Source organism: Streptomyces sp. DSM 15324, assembly GCF_001514285.1.
GTDB lineage: Bacteria > Actinomycetota > Actinomycetes > Streptomycetales > Streptomycetaceae > Streptomyces.
Window position 1 is genome coordinate 201,681 of the sequence record NZ_KQ949028.1, and the last position, 16,350, is coordinate 218,030.

Annotated in this window: 13 protein-coding genes and 2 pseudogenes; 6 read left to right on the top strand and 9 right to left on the bottom strand. The window is 69.8% G+C overall.

The features are described from left to right. Window positions 1-18: 18 nt before the first annotated feature. Window positions 19-966: a carbohydrate kinase family protein gene (locus AQJ58_RS20510; protein WP_234360144.1), complete on the bottom strand. Its 948-nt coding sequence runs from the start codon at window positions 964-966 to the stop codon at window positions 19-21. 272 nt (window positions 967-1,238) lie between these two features. On the opposite strand from AQJ58_RS20510, the gene AQJ58_RS20515 reads away from it, so the two are divergent. Further along, the gene (locus tag AQJ58_RS20515) at window positions 1,239-2,222 is read left to right on the top strand and encodes an AraC family transcriptional regulator (protein WP_159056278.1); all 984 of its coding nucleotides are present in this window, start codon (window positions 1,239-1,241) and stop codon (window positions 2,220-2,222) included. 163 nt (window positions 2,223-2,385) lie between these two features. On the opposite strand, the gene AQJ58_RS20520 is transcribed toward AQJ58_RS20515, so the two are convergent. The 3 genes and pseudogenes from AQJ58_RS20520 to AQJ58_RS45920 form a co-directional block, all read right to left on the bottom strand. Continuing rightward, window positions 2,386-2,634 (bottom strand): hypothetical protein, encoded by a 249-nt coding sequence (locus AQJ58_RS20520; RefSeq protein ID WP_067252135.1) that lies wholly within the window; start codon window positions 2,632-2,634, stop codon window positions 2,386-2,388. Then, the gene (locus AQJ58_RS20525; protein ID WP_159056279.1) at window positions 2,631-2,954 is read right to left on the bottom strand and encodes a hypothetical protein; all 324 of its coding nucleotides are present in this window, start codon (window positions 2,952-2,954) and stop codon (window positions 2,631-2,633) included. Before AQJ58_RS20525 ends, AQJ58_RS20520 begins: the two co-directional genes overlap by 4 nt. A 58-nt stretch (window positions 2,955-3,012) precedes the next feature. Continuing rightward, window positions 3,013-3,057 (bottom strand): annotated as a pseudogene (locus tag AQJ58_RS45920) (hypothetical protein); the annotation flags it as partial. A 5-nt stretch (window positions 3,058-3,062) separates the two neighbouring features. On the opposite strand from AQJ58_RS45920, the pseudogene AQJ58_RS45925 reads away from it, so the two are divergent. Next, window positions 3,063-3,260, top strand: a pseudogene (locus AQJ58_RS45925) (hypothetical protein); the annotation flags it as partial. A 176-nt stretch (window positions 3,261-3,436) separates the two neighbouring features. On the opposite strand, the gene AQJ58_RS20530 reads toward AQJ58_RS45925, so the two are convergent. Then, entirely contained in the window at window positions 3,437-4,759 is a 1,323-nt protein-coding gene (locus AQJ58_RS20530) for a D-arabinono-1,4-lactone oxidase (protein ID WP_067252139.1), read from the bottom strand. 51 nt (window positions 4,760-4,810) lie between these two features. After that, window positions 4,811-5,965 (bottom strand): MFS transporter, encoded by a 1,155-nt coding sequence (locus AQJ58_RS20535; RefSeq protein ID WP_079079077.1) that lies wholly within the window; start codon window positions 5,963-5,965, stop codon window positions 4,811-4,813. 352 nt (window positions 5,966-6,317) lie between these two features. Between AQJ58_RS20535 and AQJ58_RS20545 the strand changes: the two genes are divergently transcribed. Further along, window positions 6,318-7,229, top strand: a complete 912-nt coding sequence (locus AQJ58_RS20545; protein ID WP_067252142.1) for a LysR family transcriptional regulator — start codon at window positions 6,318-6,320, stop codon at window positions 7,227-7,229. A 448-nt stretch (window positions 7,230-7,677) separates the two neighbouring features. Here the strand turns inward: AQJ58_RS20545 and AQJ58_RS44515 are convergent, their stop codons facing one another. Beyond that, window positions 7,678-7,878: a hypothetical protein gene (locus tag AQJ58_RS44515; RefSeq protein WP_067252144.1), complete on the bottom strand. Its 201-nt coding sequence runs from the start codon at window positions 7,876-7,878 to the stop codon at window positions 7,678-7,680. A 570-nt stretch (window positions 7,879-8,448) separates the two neighbouring features. Continuing rightward, entirely contained in the window at window positions 8,449-10,074 is a 1,626-nt protein-coding gene (locus tag AQJ58_RS20555; RefSeq protein ID WP_067252146.1) for a PucR family transcriptional regulator, read from the bottom strand. A gap of 238 nt (window positions 10,075-10,312) precedes the next feature. Between AQJ58_RS20555 and AQJ58_RS20560 the strand changes: the two genes are divergently transcribed. The 3 genes from AQJ58_RS20560 (at window position 10,313) to AQJ58_RS20570 (ending at window position 14,367) form a co-directional block, all read left to right on the top strand. Beyond that, a complete protein-coding gene (locus tag AQJ58_RS20560; protein WP_067252601.1) occupies window positions 10,313-11,581 on the top strand; it encodes an aspartate aminotransferase family protein in 1,269 nt (422 codons plus the stop codon). 730 nt (window positions 11,582-12,311) lie between these two features. Then, window positions 12,312-13,229, top strand: coding sequence for a LysR family transcriptional regulator (locus AQJ58_RS20565; protein ID WP_067252148.1), 918 nt, complete (start codon window positions 12,312-12,314; stop codon window positions 13,227-13,229). Between the two features lie 79 nt (window positions 13,230-13,308). Next, window positions 13,309-14,367, top strand: coding sequence for a tartrate dehydrogenase (locus AQJ58_RS20570; protein WP_067252149.1), 1,059 nt, complete (start codon window positions 13,309-13,311; stop codon window positions 14,365-14,367). A gap of 282 nt (window positions 14,368-14,649) precedes the next feature. Here AQJ58_RS20570 and AQJ58_RS20575 read toward each other — a convergent pair whose 3' ends face one another. Continuing rightward, window positions 14,650-16,251 carry a PucR family transcriptional regulator gene (locus AQJ58_RS20575; RefSeq protein WP_079079078.1) on the bottom strand — a complete coding sequence of 534 codons (1,602 nt, stop codon included), beginning with the start codon at window positions 16,249-16,251 and terminating at the stop codon, window positions 14,650-14,652. Window positions 16,252-16,350: the final 99 nt, after the last annotated feature.

A 16,350-nucleotide genomic window follows, 5' to 3' on the forward strand; every position in this document is an offset into this window, starting at 1 on the left:
TCGGTCTCCTGCGGCGGCTCACTGTGTGTCCAGGCGGTCGGCGGTCGCGGCGAACGCGCGAACGGCGTCGAGCGTGTAGGTGCCGGCGTCGGTCCCGAGGCCGGCGACGACCTGTGCCGACGTCGCGCAGCCGATCTCGGCCGCCTCCCGCAGCCCCAGCCCGAGCGACCGCGCACGCAGGAAGCCCGCGCTGAACGCGTCGCCGCACCCGGTGGTGTCGACGACCTTCACCGCGTAGGCCGGGACCTCCACCACCTCGTCCGCGGTCACCACCACGGCACCATGGGCTCCGCGGGTCACCGCCACGCACCCGGCGCCGGCGCTCACGAGCGCGCGGGCGCCGGTGACCAGGTCGTCGGCGCCGGTGAGGCCCATCACCTGCTCATGGTTGGGCAGCAGGTAGTCGGTCTCGGGCAGCGCGGCGGCGATCCACTGAAGGATGGTCGGGTCGCCGGGGGCGAGCATGTCGACCGAGGTCGTCGCACCGCACGCGCGGGCCCGGGCCAGCAGCGAGGCGGCGGCGTCGCCACCCAGGAACTCCGGACCACCGAGGTGCAGATGCGTCAGGTCACGCAGTTGTTCGTCGGTGACGTCGACGGGGGTGAACACCGCGTTCGCCCCGATGCAGTGCCAGGCCGGGCGGTCGCCGCCCGGGCGGACAGGCAGCACGGAGGCCGATGTCTGGTGGCCCGCCTTGCGCAGCAGACCGGAGGTGTCCACGCCTTCGCGGACCAGGAGCGCCAGGAGCGTGTCCGCGAGGACGTCGTCCCCGATCGCTCCGATGCTGCGGACATCGGCTCCCAGCCGCGCCGCCACCAGTGCTGTCCCGCCGGCAGTGCCGGCGGCTGTGGCCCGGATGGTCTCGACCAGCTGACCGTCGTTGTGCTCGGGGATGGACGCGATCCCGATCACCAGATGGTCGAGCACGTGCACGCCCACGCACGCCATCTTCATCACGTCGCTCATCGTGTGTTCCTCCTCCACCTCGCTCCGGCTCGTGGTGCGACGTGCGTCGCCAAGCGCCGGCCGGTTGCCGGGCCGCGACCACGAACGGTTGAGTGACGGTAGGAAGCGCCGCTTTGAATCTGGGCGCGGTGTGACGCTTATGGCAGCATTTCCCCCCGTCATGGCGCGAACGCGCACCCTCCTCGCCTCCGGCGCTGGGAGATTGCGGCGACAGGATGCCGAGGAGGCGGACTGTGGACAAAGCCAAGCTGAACCAGGCCACGATTCCTCCGGTGATCCTGACCGGGTTGCTCGAACTGGCCGACCAGGACCGAATCGAGACGGCCAGGTGGTTCGCGGGCACGGGCCTTGACCGGGCCCGGCTGGAACAGTCCCGGACGCTGGTCTCCTACCGGCAGGCGATCACCGTGATCCGCCGCGCCCTGAAGGAACTGCCCGCCGGACCGATCGGCCTCATGATCGGAAGCCGCGACCCACTCCTCACCTGGGGAACACTCGGCACCGCCGTGCGGTCCGCGTCGACGGGCGCCGAGGCTCGCGAGGTCGCGACCCGGTTCCACCAAGGGGCGGGCACGATGATGGACTACGTCGTGTCCCGCACGGACCAGGCAAACGTGATCGAGCTCCTGCCCCGCACCCACGAGCCGGACCTGCTGACCTTCCTCAGCGAGGAGGCCTTCGCCGGGATCGTGGTCCTCACCCGGCTCATGTTCGGCCCGTCATCCGGCCCGCTGGCCGCAGAACTGTCCTACCCGCCGCCACCGTGGGCTGCGGCGTACACCCGACTGTGGCGCTGTCCGGTCACCTTCGACTGCGAACGCACGACTCTCACCATGCCCGGTTCCCTCGAGGAGCGGCGCATTCCCACGGCGAACGCCACACAGTTCGACGCCGCTCTGCAGGCAACGCGCGCGATCCTGGAGGCTGACCCGGTCGACGACGTCGTAGCGGCCGTCGAAGGCACACTTCGCCAGGACCTCCGCTCCCGCCGAACGGCGACGCAGGTCGCGGACGCGCTCGGCATGAGCCCCCGCACCCTTCATCGTCACCTCGCCAAAGCCGGGTACAGCTTCGGCACGATCCAGGACCGGGTACGGCGGCAGCAGGCCGACGTACTGCTGACCCAAACACGCAGGTCGATCACCGCCATCGCAGCTGAAATCGGCTACAGCGACCCGCGTGAGTTCCGCCGCGCCTACAAACGATGGACCGACACCACGCCCACCCAAGCGCGAAAAAGCGTGCGGCTCTTTTGACGCTTGACTCCGCTGGCGGATCCCCATCGCCATCCTGTCGGGCGAGCTGACCTGCATCACGGAGTCACCGGCTTACCAGGCGCCCGGCCCGATTTTCCCGTCAGCGAGGAGGCCGACGCAGTCGGCCTGGCATTCCTGTCGGGGATTTGGGAGCGTCGATGAATTAGTGGGTTGATTTGCCTTCGCGGTGTGCGGATGTCGCGTGCATGACATAGTTGGCGAGGTCGCTGGGGTCGATCAGACGGGCGGGGATCGGTGCCGGGTGGTCGCCCAGGTCTTCCAGGTGGGGTCGGACCTGCTTGATCAGGGCTCTCATCTGGTTCTCTCCGACGCGGAAGAGGTAGGCGGTCAGGGAGCGGCACAGGCCGCGCTGATCGAGGACGGCGGCCCAGATGACGTTCTCCGTGGTCATCTTGCGGTGCCGGGCCGCTGCAGGGGCGGGAGAGTGTCGAGGCGTTCGCGGACGTTGGCGGTGAGCGCGTCCAGGTCGTGACGCTCGAGGCCGGTCAGGAGGGGGTGGGTGGCCAGGGTCGCGCCCAAGGTGTGCGCATGACGGGGCTGCGATCTGGGGCCGGGCGGATGGAGGGGAACGTCGGGGATGCCGGGCTCATGCGGGATCGTGTGGTTCCACTCCCCCTGGAAGTCGGCGGGGCGGATGGTGAGCGCGGCGGCGTGCTGTTCGCTGATCTCGATTCCGGTGGGGTAGCTGCCGGTGTCCAGGCGGGCGGTCACGGTCAACCCGGGTGCGGGTGGTAGTCGCCGAGATCAGGTTCAGGGCGGTCTCGTAGCCGGTCAGCGGGCGGGCCCGCCAGTTGAAGGAGATGAAGGAGAACAGGCGGCGCTCGACCCGGTAGGCGAGGCGCCCGTCGAACTGGTGAGACCGGGCGGGAACGGCGCCGTGCCCTGCGCCTGCGCCATCGTGCACGACTGCGGGCCGCCGAACTGGGCCGCTCCCGGGGCGGGTTAACCAGCAAGGTCCACCTCGCTGCCGACCGACGCTGCCGACCGTTGTCCCTCATCCTCACCCGTGGTCAGGCCGCTTTGATCCAGGACGGGTACCGGTCCGCTGCCGCTGCGCTGTACGCCGATGACGGGCGTACACCCCGATCATGGCGGGAGTGGAGAGCACCCGATCGTGCGGCAGACCCGTCAACGGTGTGGAGGACATGGGTTTAACGACCACCTTTCTGCCATGAGCTGTGGACAGGGCCGGGTCAGTCGCCCAGGACTCGTCGAAGGTATGGGTTGCCGAAGCGCCGATCCGGATCGAGGCGGTCACGCAGCGCGGTGAATTCACCGAAGCGTGGATACGCCGCCGAGAAGTAGTCGGCGTCACGTGTGTGCAGCTTGCCCCAGTGCGGGCGTCCGCCGTGCGCGGTGAAGATGCGCTCCGCCGCGGCGAAGTACTCGCGGTAGGGCATGCCCCGGTAGGTGTGGACGGCGATGTATCCGCTCTCACGGCCCGACGCCGTGGAGAGGGTGATGTCGTCCGCGGGTGCCGTACGCACTTCGATGGGAAAGCTGATCCGCAGATCCGAACGGTCGACCATGGCCTTCACCTCGCGCAGGGCGTCGATCAGTGCCTCGCGCGGGAGGGCGTACTCCGTCTCGATCATCTTCACGCGGCGGGGGGATGTGAAGACCTTGTACGGGATGTCCGTGTAGGTGCGGGCGGAAAGAGCCCGGCTCGACACCCTCGCTATGGCCGGGACGGCGGCGGGCACGGCCCGCCCCAGCGAGTTGGCTGCCTGGAAAACACCGTTGGAGAGAAACTCGTCCTCGAACCAGCCTCTGAACCGGCCCGTCGGGGCGAGTGGACCGGTGCTGCGGTTGTTGCGCAGGGTGTTGCAGTTGTCGGTGTGCGGGAACCAGTAGAACTCGAAGTGCTCATTGGTGGCGTGGAGTTCGTCGAAGGTCGCGGTGACCCTGTCGAATGTCATCGGCTCATCGCGCGCGGTGAGAAGGAACAGCGGTTCCACGGCGAACGTGATCGCGGTGACCACGCCGAGCGCGCCCAGCCCGATGCGCGCGGAGGCGAACACCTCCGGGTTCTCGTTCTCCGAGCATGTGAGCAAGGAGCCGTCCGCGGTCACCAGTTCAAGACCGCGTATCTGTGCTGCGATGGCGGCGGAGTCGCGGCCGGTGCCGTGGGTGCCCGTACTGGTTGCTCCCGCGACGGTCTGCTCCATGATGTCGCCCATGTTCGTGAGAGACAGACCGCTCTGGGCCAGGGCGGCATTCAGGTCTTTGAGTCGCGTACCTGCTTCGACGGTCACGGTGCCGGCGTTCCGGTCGATGGTGCGGATGCCGGTGAGGCGGTCGGGCCGTATCAGTACGCCCTCCGTCGCGGCCGCGGCGGAGAACGAGTGGCCGCTGCCGACGGGCTTGACCGTCAGGCCGTCCTCCGCGGCCTGGCGCACGACGGCGCGAAGTTCGTCGACCGAGGCGGGGGCGACGTCTCGCGCCGGTCGGACTGCGACGTTACTGGCCCAGTTGCGCCACACGCCTCTGTCCGCACCGTGGTGAGTCGTTGCCATATCCGTCTTCCTTTCTTGACAGCGGCAGGTGATGGCGCCTTCGCGGCGCTGCTAGCGGACGGAACGGATGCGGTAGACGAGCAGGGCTCCGATGGCCGCGGTCACGCCCACGAGGGTGAACAGGAGCGGATAGCCGTGTCGGGAGTTGATGATGACGCTGGCGATCAACGGGGCCAGGGCCGGTGGGATGATGGAGCCGATGTTCATGATGCCGAGGTCCTGGGCGCGGCTCTCGGCATCGGGCAGCACCTGGGTGATCAACGCTTGGTCGACAGCCATGTAGGCGCCGAAGCCTGCGCCCATGAGCGCGGATGTCACCAGCAGGACGGAGTAGGTCGGAAAGCTTGCCAGAAGGAAGCCGGACGCCGCCTGGAGCAGCGCTGCCAGGGCGACGAAGATCCTTCGCCTGCCGAGGCGGTCCGACAGCGCTCCAGCGACAGCGGTCGCTACCAGCCCGGCCAGGAGGTAGACGACGGTGCAGACGAGCAGCCCGCTGTCAGGATCGGGCACCTTGAGCGCGTCGGTGAGGTAGTAGAGCGTATAGCAGACACCCAGCGAGTTCGCCAGGTTGACCAGCAGCCGTCCGCCGAAGGCCCAGGAGAACTCACGGTTCTTCAGTGAGCTGCCCATGGAGGTGAGCACGGCGCGCAGCCGCAGCGGCGGTTCACTGCCGTAGGCGGCCTCACGGTAATGCAGCAGGAACGGCACCATGCAGATGATCAGCATGGCTGCCATGACGGCGAACGCTGCCTGGGGGGAGAGGGCGAAGGCCGAGGTAGCGGCGATGCCGACCACCACGCCGAGGGCCTGAGGGCCGTAGATGGCGCTGGAGATCATTCCCCGCTGGTTCTCGGGGACGCGGTCGGCGATGACGGCGGTCAGTGCGGCGGTGACCGCGCTGAGTCCCAGCATGCTCGCCGACCATGCCACCGTCACGCCTGTGACCGTCGTTTGTGCGCCGGTGACGATCAGTCCGGCGGCGAAGGCCAGGGCACCGACGGCGAGCCAGAGTCTGCGCCGGCCGAAGCGGCTGCGGGAACGGTCGCACAGCGCGCCGCATAGGGGGAGGGCGACGAGCGCCGCCAATCCGGAGACACCGTTGACGACGGCGAAGTCGGAGACCTTCGAGGCCGGTTCGATGGCCTCCAGTTGCTGGGGGAGCAGCAGCTGGAGGGGGACGAGGTTGCGTCTGCCAGGTGTGCCGATGTGTGTCGATCATGCCGGGCGCCACGATGTGCCCCGTGACGTCCACCGTCTCCGCCTCGTCGACGGAGAGGTCCGGTGCCACCGCGGCGATCACACCGTCCTCGATCAGCACGTCACCTCGGGACAGGTCCCCCAGACGCGGATCCATGGTGAGGACGGTGCCGCCGCGCAGCACAACGCGATGCCGAGCCATGATGACTCCTTCGTCATCCGAGCCACAGAGGCAGTGCCTCCCGTGGACTCACCTCACCAGAGGAGCACGCCGGGGATCATCAGCCTAAATGGTTGTGAACCGGCCGTGACCGAGGTGTTGACGGCCCGGACTCCTCTGACGTAAACGGAAGCACCGGCAGTGCGGGCGGTACGGAGCGGGAGGCACGGAGGTACAGGCAGGGACATCCGGGCGCTCCGCTACGCGGTGACACTGGCAGAGGAACTGCACTTCGGCAGGGCCGCACAGCGGCACTACATCAGCCCCCAGCCCTTCGGCCGCCACATCCAGCGGCTGGAACGGGAACTGGGCACCCGGCTCTTCGAATGCACCAGCCGCCGGGTGACCCTCACCCCTGAGGGCGAGCGGCTGATCGCCGAGGCCCGGACTCTGCTCGACACCGTGGACTCCCTCACCGAACACCGCCGCCGCCGCGCCGCTGACGAAAAGCTCCTCACGCTGGGCGTCCTGGGATTCGGACTCGCCGAACGCTGGACGGACCTGACCGCGGCGGTGCACGGACACGATCCCGGGATCGCCTTCTCCTACGCCGAACTGGACCTGGCCGACCAGTACGAAGCAGTCCGCAGCCACCGGGTCGACGTGGGCATCGTCCAGTACGTCGGCCCCGTCGACGGGCTCGTCTTCGAGCACGCCCTGACCATGCCCCGGGTCGTGGTCGTCCCCGCCCGCTCCCCTCTCGCCGACGCCGACCGTCTGACCGAGGCCGACGTCAGTGACTGCCCGTGGCTGCCCACCGCCCTCGCCCATCCCGCACTCGAAGCATGGTCCGGCCCCGCCGCCGACGGATCCCACAACCGCGGCGCCCTGCGCCACCCCGCCGCCATACCGTCAGCTGTGGCGACAACCGGCCGCATAGCCCTGCACGCCGAAGCCGCCGGCCGCTTCTACCCCCACCCGGAGGTCCGGTTCGTCCCGCTCGACGGACCGCCCGTGGAGATCGCCGTCGCCACCCGCGCAACCGACGACCGTCACGCCATCACCGTCATCCGCCGCGCCACACGCCTGCTCGGCAGAGTCGGGTCTGTCTGAAAGATCGTGTAGGTCCGTGACGTGACAGGTTGGTCATGCCCCAGGTGCCGTGTTGCTCGGCGACCTTGACCCAGCCCTGTGCCGGCGTTGCGGTGTGGCCGTTGTCAGCATCCGGGAGGCGGATACCGAAGCCCTCCAGCGCACGTGGCGCGAGGGCCCATGTCTCTCCGGTGTGTTGGACGAGGCCGTGGTCGGCGAGGCGTTTCAGGGTCCGGTAGGGGTGGTCCACTCCTCAAGTGCCGGGTCGGGGGGAACTGAGTGGACCGGAAACGAGACAGCAGAGCGTGGTCGCCGTGTCCGGGGATGGTGCCGTCGCCCAGGTACCAGGTGGAGCCCTTGGCCGTGACCGGCTCGCAGGCGGCGGAGCCAGCCTCCCGGCTTCAGGACCGTCTTGTAGACGGCCCGCAGTGTCGTGCGGGAGACTCCGGCTTCCTCCGCGGTCTGCCGCTCACTGGCGTGGTGCAGCAGGCCGCGCGATCTGGGCGAAGTTCAGGTGCGCCCGCAGCACCCGCAGCGCGGTCCGGCCCCGTTCCCCGCGGCACGGTGTCGTTTCGATCCGGTCGCGCAGTGCGGCGAGGACCTCGTACGCCTCGTGCCGGGAGCCCAGTGCGATGGTGGTGCTGATTGCGTCCGAGGCGCTGGCCCACACCCGGGCGGATGTAGTCCAGGGCGCGCGACTGCCCGGAGCGCAGCGCGATGTGCCGGGTGTGCCGTCCGCCTTCGTGGTCGGGGTGCAGCAGGAGCTGCGTGAGCTGGTCGACGCTGCCGCCGGCGCGGGCGGCATGGCAGGCGATGGCCGCAGTGATGCGGTGACTGTGCTCGGCCGCGCCCTGACGGTCCGCGCGCTCTATGCGAACGCGGGCCTGCCCGCCAGACCTGTCGGCCGTCGATGGTGTGACGGTCGGCGTGTTCGGCGGGGACATGATCGGAGGGGTCTGGCTGGTCGGGCAGGGTGTCCGCCAACACCGAGGACGGCTGGGGGCCGGGGCCGGTGCCATCGTCTCTGCCTGTACGCGGCTTCGTCGCCACGTTCCAGCCCGACGCGCACTTCCGACGCATCCCTGCCGCTTGCGGTGGCATCTTCCTTGCCGGACGGCCTCTTGGCGAGGAGATGTACGAGGCCAACCTCTGTCGCCGCTTCAGGCGTGGTTGGTGCGGTGGTTGGTGCCTGCGGACCACGCGCACACCAGCACCCGGTCAGCTGCGGAGGGAGTCCGTGTCAGCTGGCTCGCAGGACATCGAGTGCTGTGAGTGCCACGTGAAGCTCCGTGCGCTGGTCGCCGGATTCGAGGTCACGGTCGAGGAGACGCTCGATGGTGCGCAGGCGTTGGTACATGGTCTCGCGGGAAAGGCCGCCCCGGCGGGCGGCGGTCGTCTTGTTGCCGGCCGCTTCGAGGTAGTGGCGCAGGGTGGTCAGCAAATCGGTGCCGTGCTGAGCGTCACGGTCGATGAGGCGCCGGAGCTGCCGTTCGGTGTACTCCTGGACACGAGGGTCCTCTCGAAGGGCGTACAACATACGGCGGAGACCGATGTCGGACAGCTCATGGAACGAGCGGTTCCGGGGGAGGGACTGGCCGGGCGGGGTGGCCTCGGCGACGCGGGCCGCCTCGCGGAAGGACCGGGCGCTGTCGGTGAGGTCGGTGACCTCGCACCCCGCACTCACGATCGCTTCCGGGGCCAGCCCCCGCACCGCTTCGGACAGGCGCTCCATGAAGGGATGCCAGGGCTGGCCAGGGCGCAGAGCCAGCAGGATGCCGAGGCGGCCGGGGGCCAGCTCGCCGACGAGGGCCGCCACCCCCACCGTACTCAACTCCTGCACAAGACGTGACTCGGTCTCGACCGCCCCCTTCCCGTCTGGCAGGTCCACCAGGGCGGCGACGAAGTGGCCTCGATCCGTTGCCAGGCCCAGGGCGGCGCAGCGGGCGTGTGCGTCCTCCGCGGAGCGGTGGCGCTGTTCCACGAGGTCGAGCAGGGCGTTGCGGTGTGCGGTGCGTTCCCATGGAGCGGGGTGGATGAGTCGCGCGACGGTCAGTGCCATCGCGGTCCTCTCCAGCAGAGTGATGTTTTCCGGCCCGAACGCTGCTCCTGAGCTGCGCGCCGGGAGCATGACCACTCGGCCCCAGCGCTCGCCCTGGTACTCGACCGGTGCGGTGAGCCAGCCTTCCGGGCCGCCTGTGGTGGTGGCGTCGCCGGGGCCGGTCGCCCTGGAGCGTTGTTCCCAGTCGGCGAGTGCCTCCTCCACGGTGAGCCCGGACGGTTCGCAGATCAGAGCCTGGTGCACCAGGTTCTCCAGCACCACCGTGCTTCCGCTCATGTCCGCAGCCGCACGCACCACGTCCTCCGGGCCGGCGCCGCGCAGGGTCAGGGCGGTGAACGCCTCGTGGATGCGCTGAGCGCGGCGCATCGCCTCCGTCTGGTTGCCGAGCAGCAGGGAGTGCACGACCTGCGTGACCTCCAGGAAGTTGACGTCCTTGGCCAGTGTGACGAGGGGGAGGCCGCGCCGCCGGCAGGCGTCGACGAGGGTGTCCGGCGGGCGGTGGTAGCGGCGTACGAGTTCGATGACCAGGGCAGCGGCCCCGGTGTCGGCGAGTTCGTCGACGTACCGGCGCACGCCGGCCGAGTCCTGGGGCAGGGGCATTCCGGTGGTCAGGACTAGCTCGCCGCCCTTGAGGAACGACGCGGGGTCGGTCAGCTCGGTGATGTGCACCCACCGGACCGGACGGTCCAGATGCGGCGCGCCGGTGACGACCGTCGGTTGTCCGGCAGCCAGAACAGGAAGGGCCAGGACAGTGGCGACGGTGAGTGGACGGGTGGGTCCCTGGACGGCCGATTGGTTGTCGTTCACGGTCTCTCCAAGGGTTACTGCACGGACGCGACCGGCTGTGTCCGGTCACTGTGACAAGCGTCCCTGACCTGCGCAAGAGCGATCAGGGCGTCGTTGGTGTCCGATGGGTCGTCGATGAGCCTGACACAACGTCCGGATGTCGTGTGCCGGCCGGACAGATTGCGCGTTGGTGCGGCCCCGCTCCGCCGAGATGCTCGGAAGGCCGCAGCAGACCGCACACCGAGGCCGGGAGATGAACATGACCGCACTGTCGCCGCACCTTCGCCAGGCCACGCCCGTGGTGGTGGCTCGGGGCGAGGGCGTCCACCTCTTCGACCAGGACGGCCGCCGCTATCTGGACTTCACCGCCGGCATCGGCGTCACCAGCACCGGTCACTGCCACCCCAAGGTCGTGGCGGCGGCGCAGGAGCAGGTGGGCTCACTGATCCACGGCCAGTACACGACGGTCATGCACCAGCCGCTGCGCCGCCTCGTCGACAAGCTCGGCGAGGTGCTGCCGACCGGCCTGGACAGCCTGTTCTTCACCAACTCCGGCAGCGAGGCGGTGGAGGCCGCGCTGCGGCTGGCCCGCCAGGCCACCGGCCGCCCGAATGTGATCGTCTGTCACGGCGGCTTCCACGGTCGTACGGTCGCCGCTGCCTCCATGACGACTTCGGGTATTCGTTTCCGCTCCGGCTTCTCCCCGCTGATGAGTGGCGTGGTCGTCACCCCCTTCCCGGCGGCCTTCCGCTACGGCTGGGACGAGGAGACCGCAACCCGGTTCGCACTGAAGGAGCTCGACTACACCCTCCAGACGATCTCCTCCCCGGCTGACACGGCCGCGATCATCGTCGAGCCGGTCCTGGGCGAGGGCGGCTACGTCCCCGCGACCCGCGCCTTCATGGAGGGCCTGCGCGAGCGTGCGGATCGCCACGGCATCCTCCTCATCCACGACGAGGTGCAGACCGGCGTCGGCCGCACCGGCCGCTTCTGGGGCCACGACCACTTCGGTGTGACGCCCGACATCCTCGTCACCGCCAAGGGCCTGGCCAGCGGGTTCCCGCTGTCCGGCATCGCCGCCTCGGAGGAGCTGATGAGCAGGGCGTGGCCCGGCTCGCAGGGCGGTACGTACGGCGCCAACGCCGTCGCCTGCGCCGCGGCGTGCGCGACCCTGGACGTCGTACGCGACGAGAAACTGGTCGAGAACGCCGAGGCGATGGGCAAGCGGCTGCGCCAGGGACTGGAGGCGGTGGCCGACCGGACGCCCGGCATCGGCGACGTGCGCGGCCTCGGCCTCATGCTGGCCACCGAGTTCGTCACCGAGGACGGCAGCCCCGACCCGGAGACGGCCGCCCGCGTTCAGCGCGCCGCCGTCGACGAGGGCCTGCTCCTGCTGCTGTGCGGCGCCTGGAACCAGGTCGTGCGCATGATCCCGGCACTCGTCATCGACGAGATGGCAGTGGACGAGGGCCTCCGGGCATGGGTGAGCGCGGTCGAGGCCGGCACGTCCGGAGAGGCGAGCCGATGACCGGCGCCGCCTCGGCCGTACCCGGCACGCGGGTGGAGACCGCTGTCAACCGGCTTCTCCGACGCCTGCCACCACCGGCTGTCCGGAGAGGGCCACCGTACGCGGTGGCACCAGCACGTCGGACGCGGGGTCGTGCTCTTGCCCTGGTCGCTCTGATCACAGCCGAAATGCTCCGCGATCCGCACCACGAGCACTCGGCGGCCTGACCGCTCTTGACCTCGCTCGTGGTCACCGCGGTTACCTGCCCACCGGGCTACGTCCTCCGCCGGCTGCTGCCGGTCGGACGCGCCGACTGAGTGCTCCAGGAGGTGCGCCCGGGCGCGGGGTTCATCCATCGTCACGGTGGGCTGTTCCTGGTTGGAGCCCTCGCGGCAGGCCCCCGCGGCGCCGTCGGGCCGGGCCGGGTCGGATGGGAGTGCGCGATCGCCTCGGGGGAGCAGGCGGAGCCGGGGGAGTGCGGTGATGACCGCGCGCCGCGCGAGCGGCGTAAGGGCGCAAGTCATGACGGTGTCCGTCCGGCAATGGGTGTGGTGCGATTGGTCTTGATCGACCGTGTGGCGATGGCACCGGGTTCCTGCCTCGGACCGACAGCAACTGCGTGCCTCCGTCGGCTGTGACCGACGTTCGGTGACGCATCGGTGGTCCGTGCTTCGTCGGGGCGGTCCTTCGGACCACCATGGTCGGGACCGACGAGTCGTCGGCTTGTTTCTTGCAGGGACAGAGGGCGTGTATGGACGTTCGGCAGTTGGAGTACTTCCTGGCGATTGTCGACCGCGGTGGGTTCAACCGTGCGGCCTCGGCCCTGTACGTGTCGCAGCCGTCGCTGTCGCAGGCGGTGCGGGCACTGGAGCGTGATCTCGGATCCGAGCTTTTCCACCGCATCGGACGCAGGGCGGTGCTGACGGAAGCCGGAAGAGCCCTGATCGAGCCTGCCCGGGAGGCCGTGCGGAGTCTGCAGACGGCCCGGGCGAGCGTCGCGGCGGTGCACGAGCTCCGTGAGGGCCGCCTGGACGTGGCATCCGTGCCCTCGCAGGCGGTGGAACCTCTGACAAGTCTGGTGAGTACCTTCAGCCACCGCTACCCCGGCGTCTCCGTGGCCATCAAAGCGGCGTTCACCGCACGTGATGTGGTCGACATGGTGCGCACGGGTGCCGTGGAACTGGGTCTCCTGGCGTCCACCGGGCCGTTCTCCGACAAGGAGGTCGTCGCCTACGCGCTGGAGCGGCAGCGCTTCGTGCTGATGGTGCCGGCCGACGGGCCGTTCGCCGGTCGGACCGCGGTGGAATGCCGCGAGCTTGCCGGACAGCGGCTGATCGTCGGACAGCCGGGTACAGGGATGCGCGCCTACGCCGACGCGCTGCGGGAACAGGGGATCGAGTTCACCATCGCCGCCGAGACGGAGCACCGGGTGTCGCTCATGCCGCTGGTGTTGGCCGGGGCAGGGCTCGCGGTGATCATGGATTCCTGGCAGGACCTCGCCCGGCGGCTGGGCGCCCGCGTCCTGGACATCGAGCCGGAGACCAGCTTGGACATCGCTCTCGTCAGCCGTCGCGGCAGCCTGTCACCGGCAGCCGCCGCGTTCGTCGCGGCCGCCACCTCGGCCACCGGCGGCCGACAGGCACCAGTGGCGGCCGACAGGCGCCGCTGAAGCTGATAAGCGCCGCCTATAAGGGATATCCGCTTTGCGTCTTGGACGCCCCACGGCCTGCCTTGCTGCAATCGACGGCATGACGACAAACCACCGCATTGCCCTGATCCCCGGCGACGGCATAGGCGCCGAGGTACTGCCCCCAGCACAGCAGGTGCTCGACGTTCTCGGCCGCCGCCACGGCTTCAGCCTGTCCTACACGTCGTACGACTGGTCGTGCGAGCGGTACCTGCGGGAAGGCGCCATGATGCCCGCCGACGGGCTCGACCAACTGCGCGACAAGGACGCCATTCTGCTGGGCGCCGTGGGATACCCGGGAGTGCCCGACCACGTCTCGCTGTGGGGACTGCTGATCCCGATTCGGCGCAGCTTCCGCCAGTACGTCAACCTCCGGCCCATCCGTGTCTTCGACGGCATCGAGAGTCCCGTGCGGGGCGCGCGTCCGGGCGAGGTCGACATCGTCGTCGTCCGGGAGAACGCCGAGGGCGAGTACAGCGAGATCGGCGGACGGCTGAACCAGGGCACGTCCGAGGAACTGGCCATCCAGGAAGCGGTGTTCACCCGCGCCGGGGTCACTCGGATCGCCGACTACGCCTTCTCGCTCGCCGCCCGCCGCCGAGGAAGGCTCACCTCCGCCACCAAGTCCAACGGCATCATCCACACCATGCCGTTCTGGGACGAGCTGATCGCCGAACGGGCCGCCGGGCACCCCGACGTCACCTGGGACCAGGAACACATCGACGCGCTGGCGGCCAAGTTCGTTCTCGACCCCGCCCGCTTCGACGTCGTCGTCGCCTCCAACCTCTTCGGCGACATCCTGAGCGACCTCGCGGCCGCGGTCGCCGGATCCATCGGCATCGCCCCGTCGGCCAACCTCAACCCCGAGCGGGACTTTCCCTCGATGTTCGAGCCGGTGCACGGTTCCGCGCCCGACATCGCGGGCCAGGGCATCGCCAACCCGCTGGGCGCGATCTGGTCCGCGGCCCTGATGATCGACCACCTCGGCCATGGAGCGGCGGCCAAGGACATCACGGATGCGATCGCGGCGATTCTGGCCAAGAGTGATACCCGTACCCGTGACCTGGGCGGAACCGCGACCACCGCCGAGTTCACCGACAAGCTGATCGAGCTCCTCTGAGCCGTCCCCCTCCGCGGTGCGCGGCGGGGACGACGCCCCCCGCCGCTCGCCGGGCCACTCCGGCGCGCTGCGCCTTTCCGATCCGCGCCCTGCCGGCACCCGTGGCAGGGGTCGTTCGAACGGTGCAGGGCGCTCTGCGGTATCGGCGATGCCGACGGTCCGGCCCCGTGGTAGGGCCCCGCCTGCTTCCAGTCGGGCCCCCACCACGGGGCCGGACTGTCGTCGACGCTCTTCAGAGCGGCGCCGGGTGTGCGTACCTGCCCTCGCCGCCCCCGCAGGCGCCTAGCCCGCGTCCAGGACCAGTACCGCGACATGCAGGGACGTGCGCTGCAGTCCGGATTCCAGGTCGCAGCCGAGGAGACGTTCGATGGTGTGCAGTCGCTGGTAGTACGCCTGCCGGGACATGCCGGCGTGTTTCGCCGCGACCGACTTGTTTCCGGCAGCCGCGAGATAGGCGCGCAGCGCCGGGAGCAGATCGCCGTTGTTGCGGTCGTCGTGCTCTATGAGGCGGGTCAGTTGCCGTTCCGCGTACCGTTGAAGGCGCGTGTCCGCGCGCAGGACGCCCAGCAGGTCCGGCAGCTGGACGTCGGCGGGTACGTAGAACCACCGCTCCGGGGTGGCCGCGGTGATGGCCTCGGCGGTCTGCTCCGCCTCCTGCCACGACCGGGCGATCCCGCCGAGGTCGGTCACGCCGGGGCCGACGGCGACGACCGCCCGCGGTCCGAGTTCTTCCCGGGTCAGCCGACCGATCCGCTCGGCGACCGGCTGCCAGGCGCTCGCCTGTGCCAGTGCCATGAGGACGCCGATCCGGCCCGGGGCCGTCTCGCCGACCAGGGCGCGCACGCCCGTGTGCGTCAGCGCCTTCGCGATCCGTTCGTCGAGGTGCTCGTCCTCGGTGCTGGAGCACGGGTGGCGGATGACCACGGCGAAGAGCCGGTGTCCGGAGGTGGGCAGCCCCAGCGCCTCGGTGCGGGCACGCGCGTCGGCGGGGGAGCGGAAACGCCGTTCGTACAGGTCGCGCAGTACGGTGCGGTGGGCCCGGCGCTCCCACCAGGCCTGTCCCGCAAGGCGCGCCATGGTCAGCGCGACCGCCGCGCTTTCCAGCACGAGGACGTGTTCGGGGTCGGGCTCGGCGTTGAGCCGGCTCTCCAGCAGCACAAGCCGCCCCCATGGCCCGTGATGGTCCTGCACCGGTGCGATCAGCCACCCCTCCGGGCCGCTCGGCGTGATCGTCTCCGGTGTCGGTGCGGCTCGTGAGCGCCGCGACCAGGCCGAGACCACCGGTTCGTACGGCCGACCGAGCAGTTCGCACATGAGGACCCGGTGGGTGAGGTCCTCCAGTACCACGGGGGCTCCGGTGAGCTCCGCGGTGGTGTGCACCAGTTCCTCGGGGTCCGCGCCGCGCAGCGTCAGGGCGGTGAAGATGTTCTGGATGTCCCTGCCGCGGCGCAGCAGGGCCCCCTGGGCGTCGAGGATGAGCGTGTGCACCGTCTGCGTGACGTCGACGAACCGGACGCCACGGGCCAGCTCGACCAGCGGCACGTCGTGAGCGCGGCACGCCGCCACCAGCTCGTGGGGCACCTTCTGGTATCGGTAACCGAGCTCTACGACCAGGCCGGCCGCGCCGACGTCCGCGAGCTGGTCGACGTAGCCGCGCAGCTCGGAGGGATCCTCGGGATGCGGCATTCCGGTCGTCAGTACCAGCTCGCCGCCCTCCAGGAAGTCCGCGGGGTTGAGGAGCTCGGTGACGTGCACCCAGCGCACCGGGCTGTCCAACCGTGACTCCCCGGCCAGCACGCGCGGCATCCCTTCGGCGAGCACGGGCAGGAGCAGTACCTCCCTGAGGGTGGGGAAGTGCCCGTTTGCGGGGTGTCTGGGCGGCATAGGGGGTCTTTCTTCCGAAGGAATGCGGCTCACCATGACACCGGCCACTCATCGTGACAAGAGGCGGCCCGTCATTCGGGCAGTCCGGTCGTCCGCCGT

Excerpts from the sequence above, each read along its gene's own strand:
- AQJ58_RS20510 (WP_234360144.1), bottom strand. The coding sequence starts at position 966 with ATGAGCGACGTGATGAAGATGGCGTGCGTGGGCGTGCACGTGCTCGAC.
- AQJ58_RS20520 (WP_067252135.1), bottom strand. The coding sequence starts at position 2,634 with ATGACCACGGAGAACGTCATCTGGGCCGCCGTCCTCGATCAGCGCGGC.
- AQJ58_RS20530 (WP_067252139.1), bottom strand. The coding sequence starts at position 4,759 with ATGGCAACGACTCACCACGGTGCGGACAGAGGCGTGTGGCGCAACTGG.
- AQJ58_RS20560 (WP_067252601.1), top strand. The coding sequence starts at position 10,313 with ATGACCGCACTGTCGCCGCACCTTCGCCAGGCCACGCCCGTGGTGGTG.
- AQJ58_RS20565 (WP_067252148.1), top strand. The coding sequence starts at position 12,312 with ATGGACGTTCGGCAGTTGGAGTACTTCCTGGCGATTGTCGACCGCGGT.
- AQJ58_RS20570 (WP_067252149.1), top strand. The coding sequence starts at position 13,309 with ATGACGACAAACCACCGCATTGCCCTGATCCCCGGCGACGGCATAGGC.
- AQJ58_RS20575 (WP_079079078.1), bottom strand. The coding sequence starts at position 16,251 with ATGCCGCCCAGACACCCCGCAAACGGGCACTTCCCCACCCTCAGGGAG.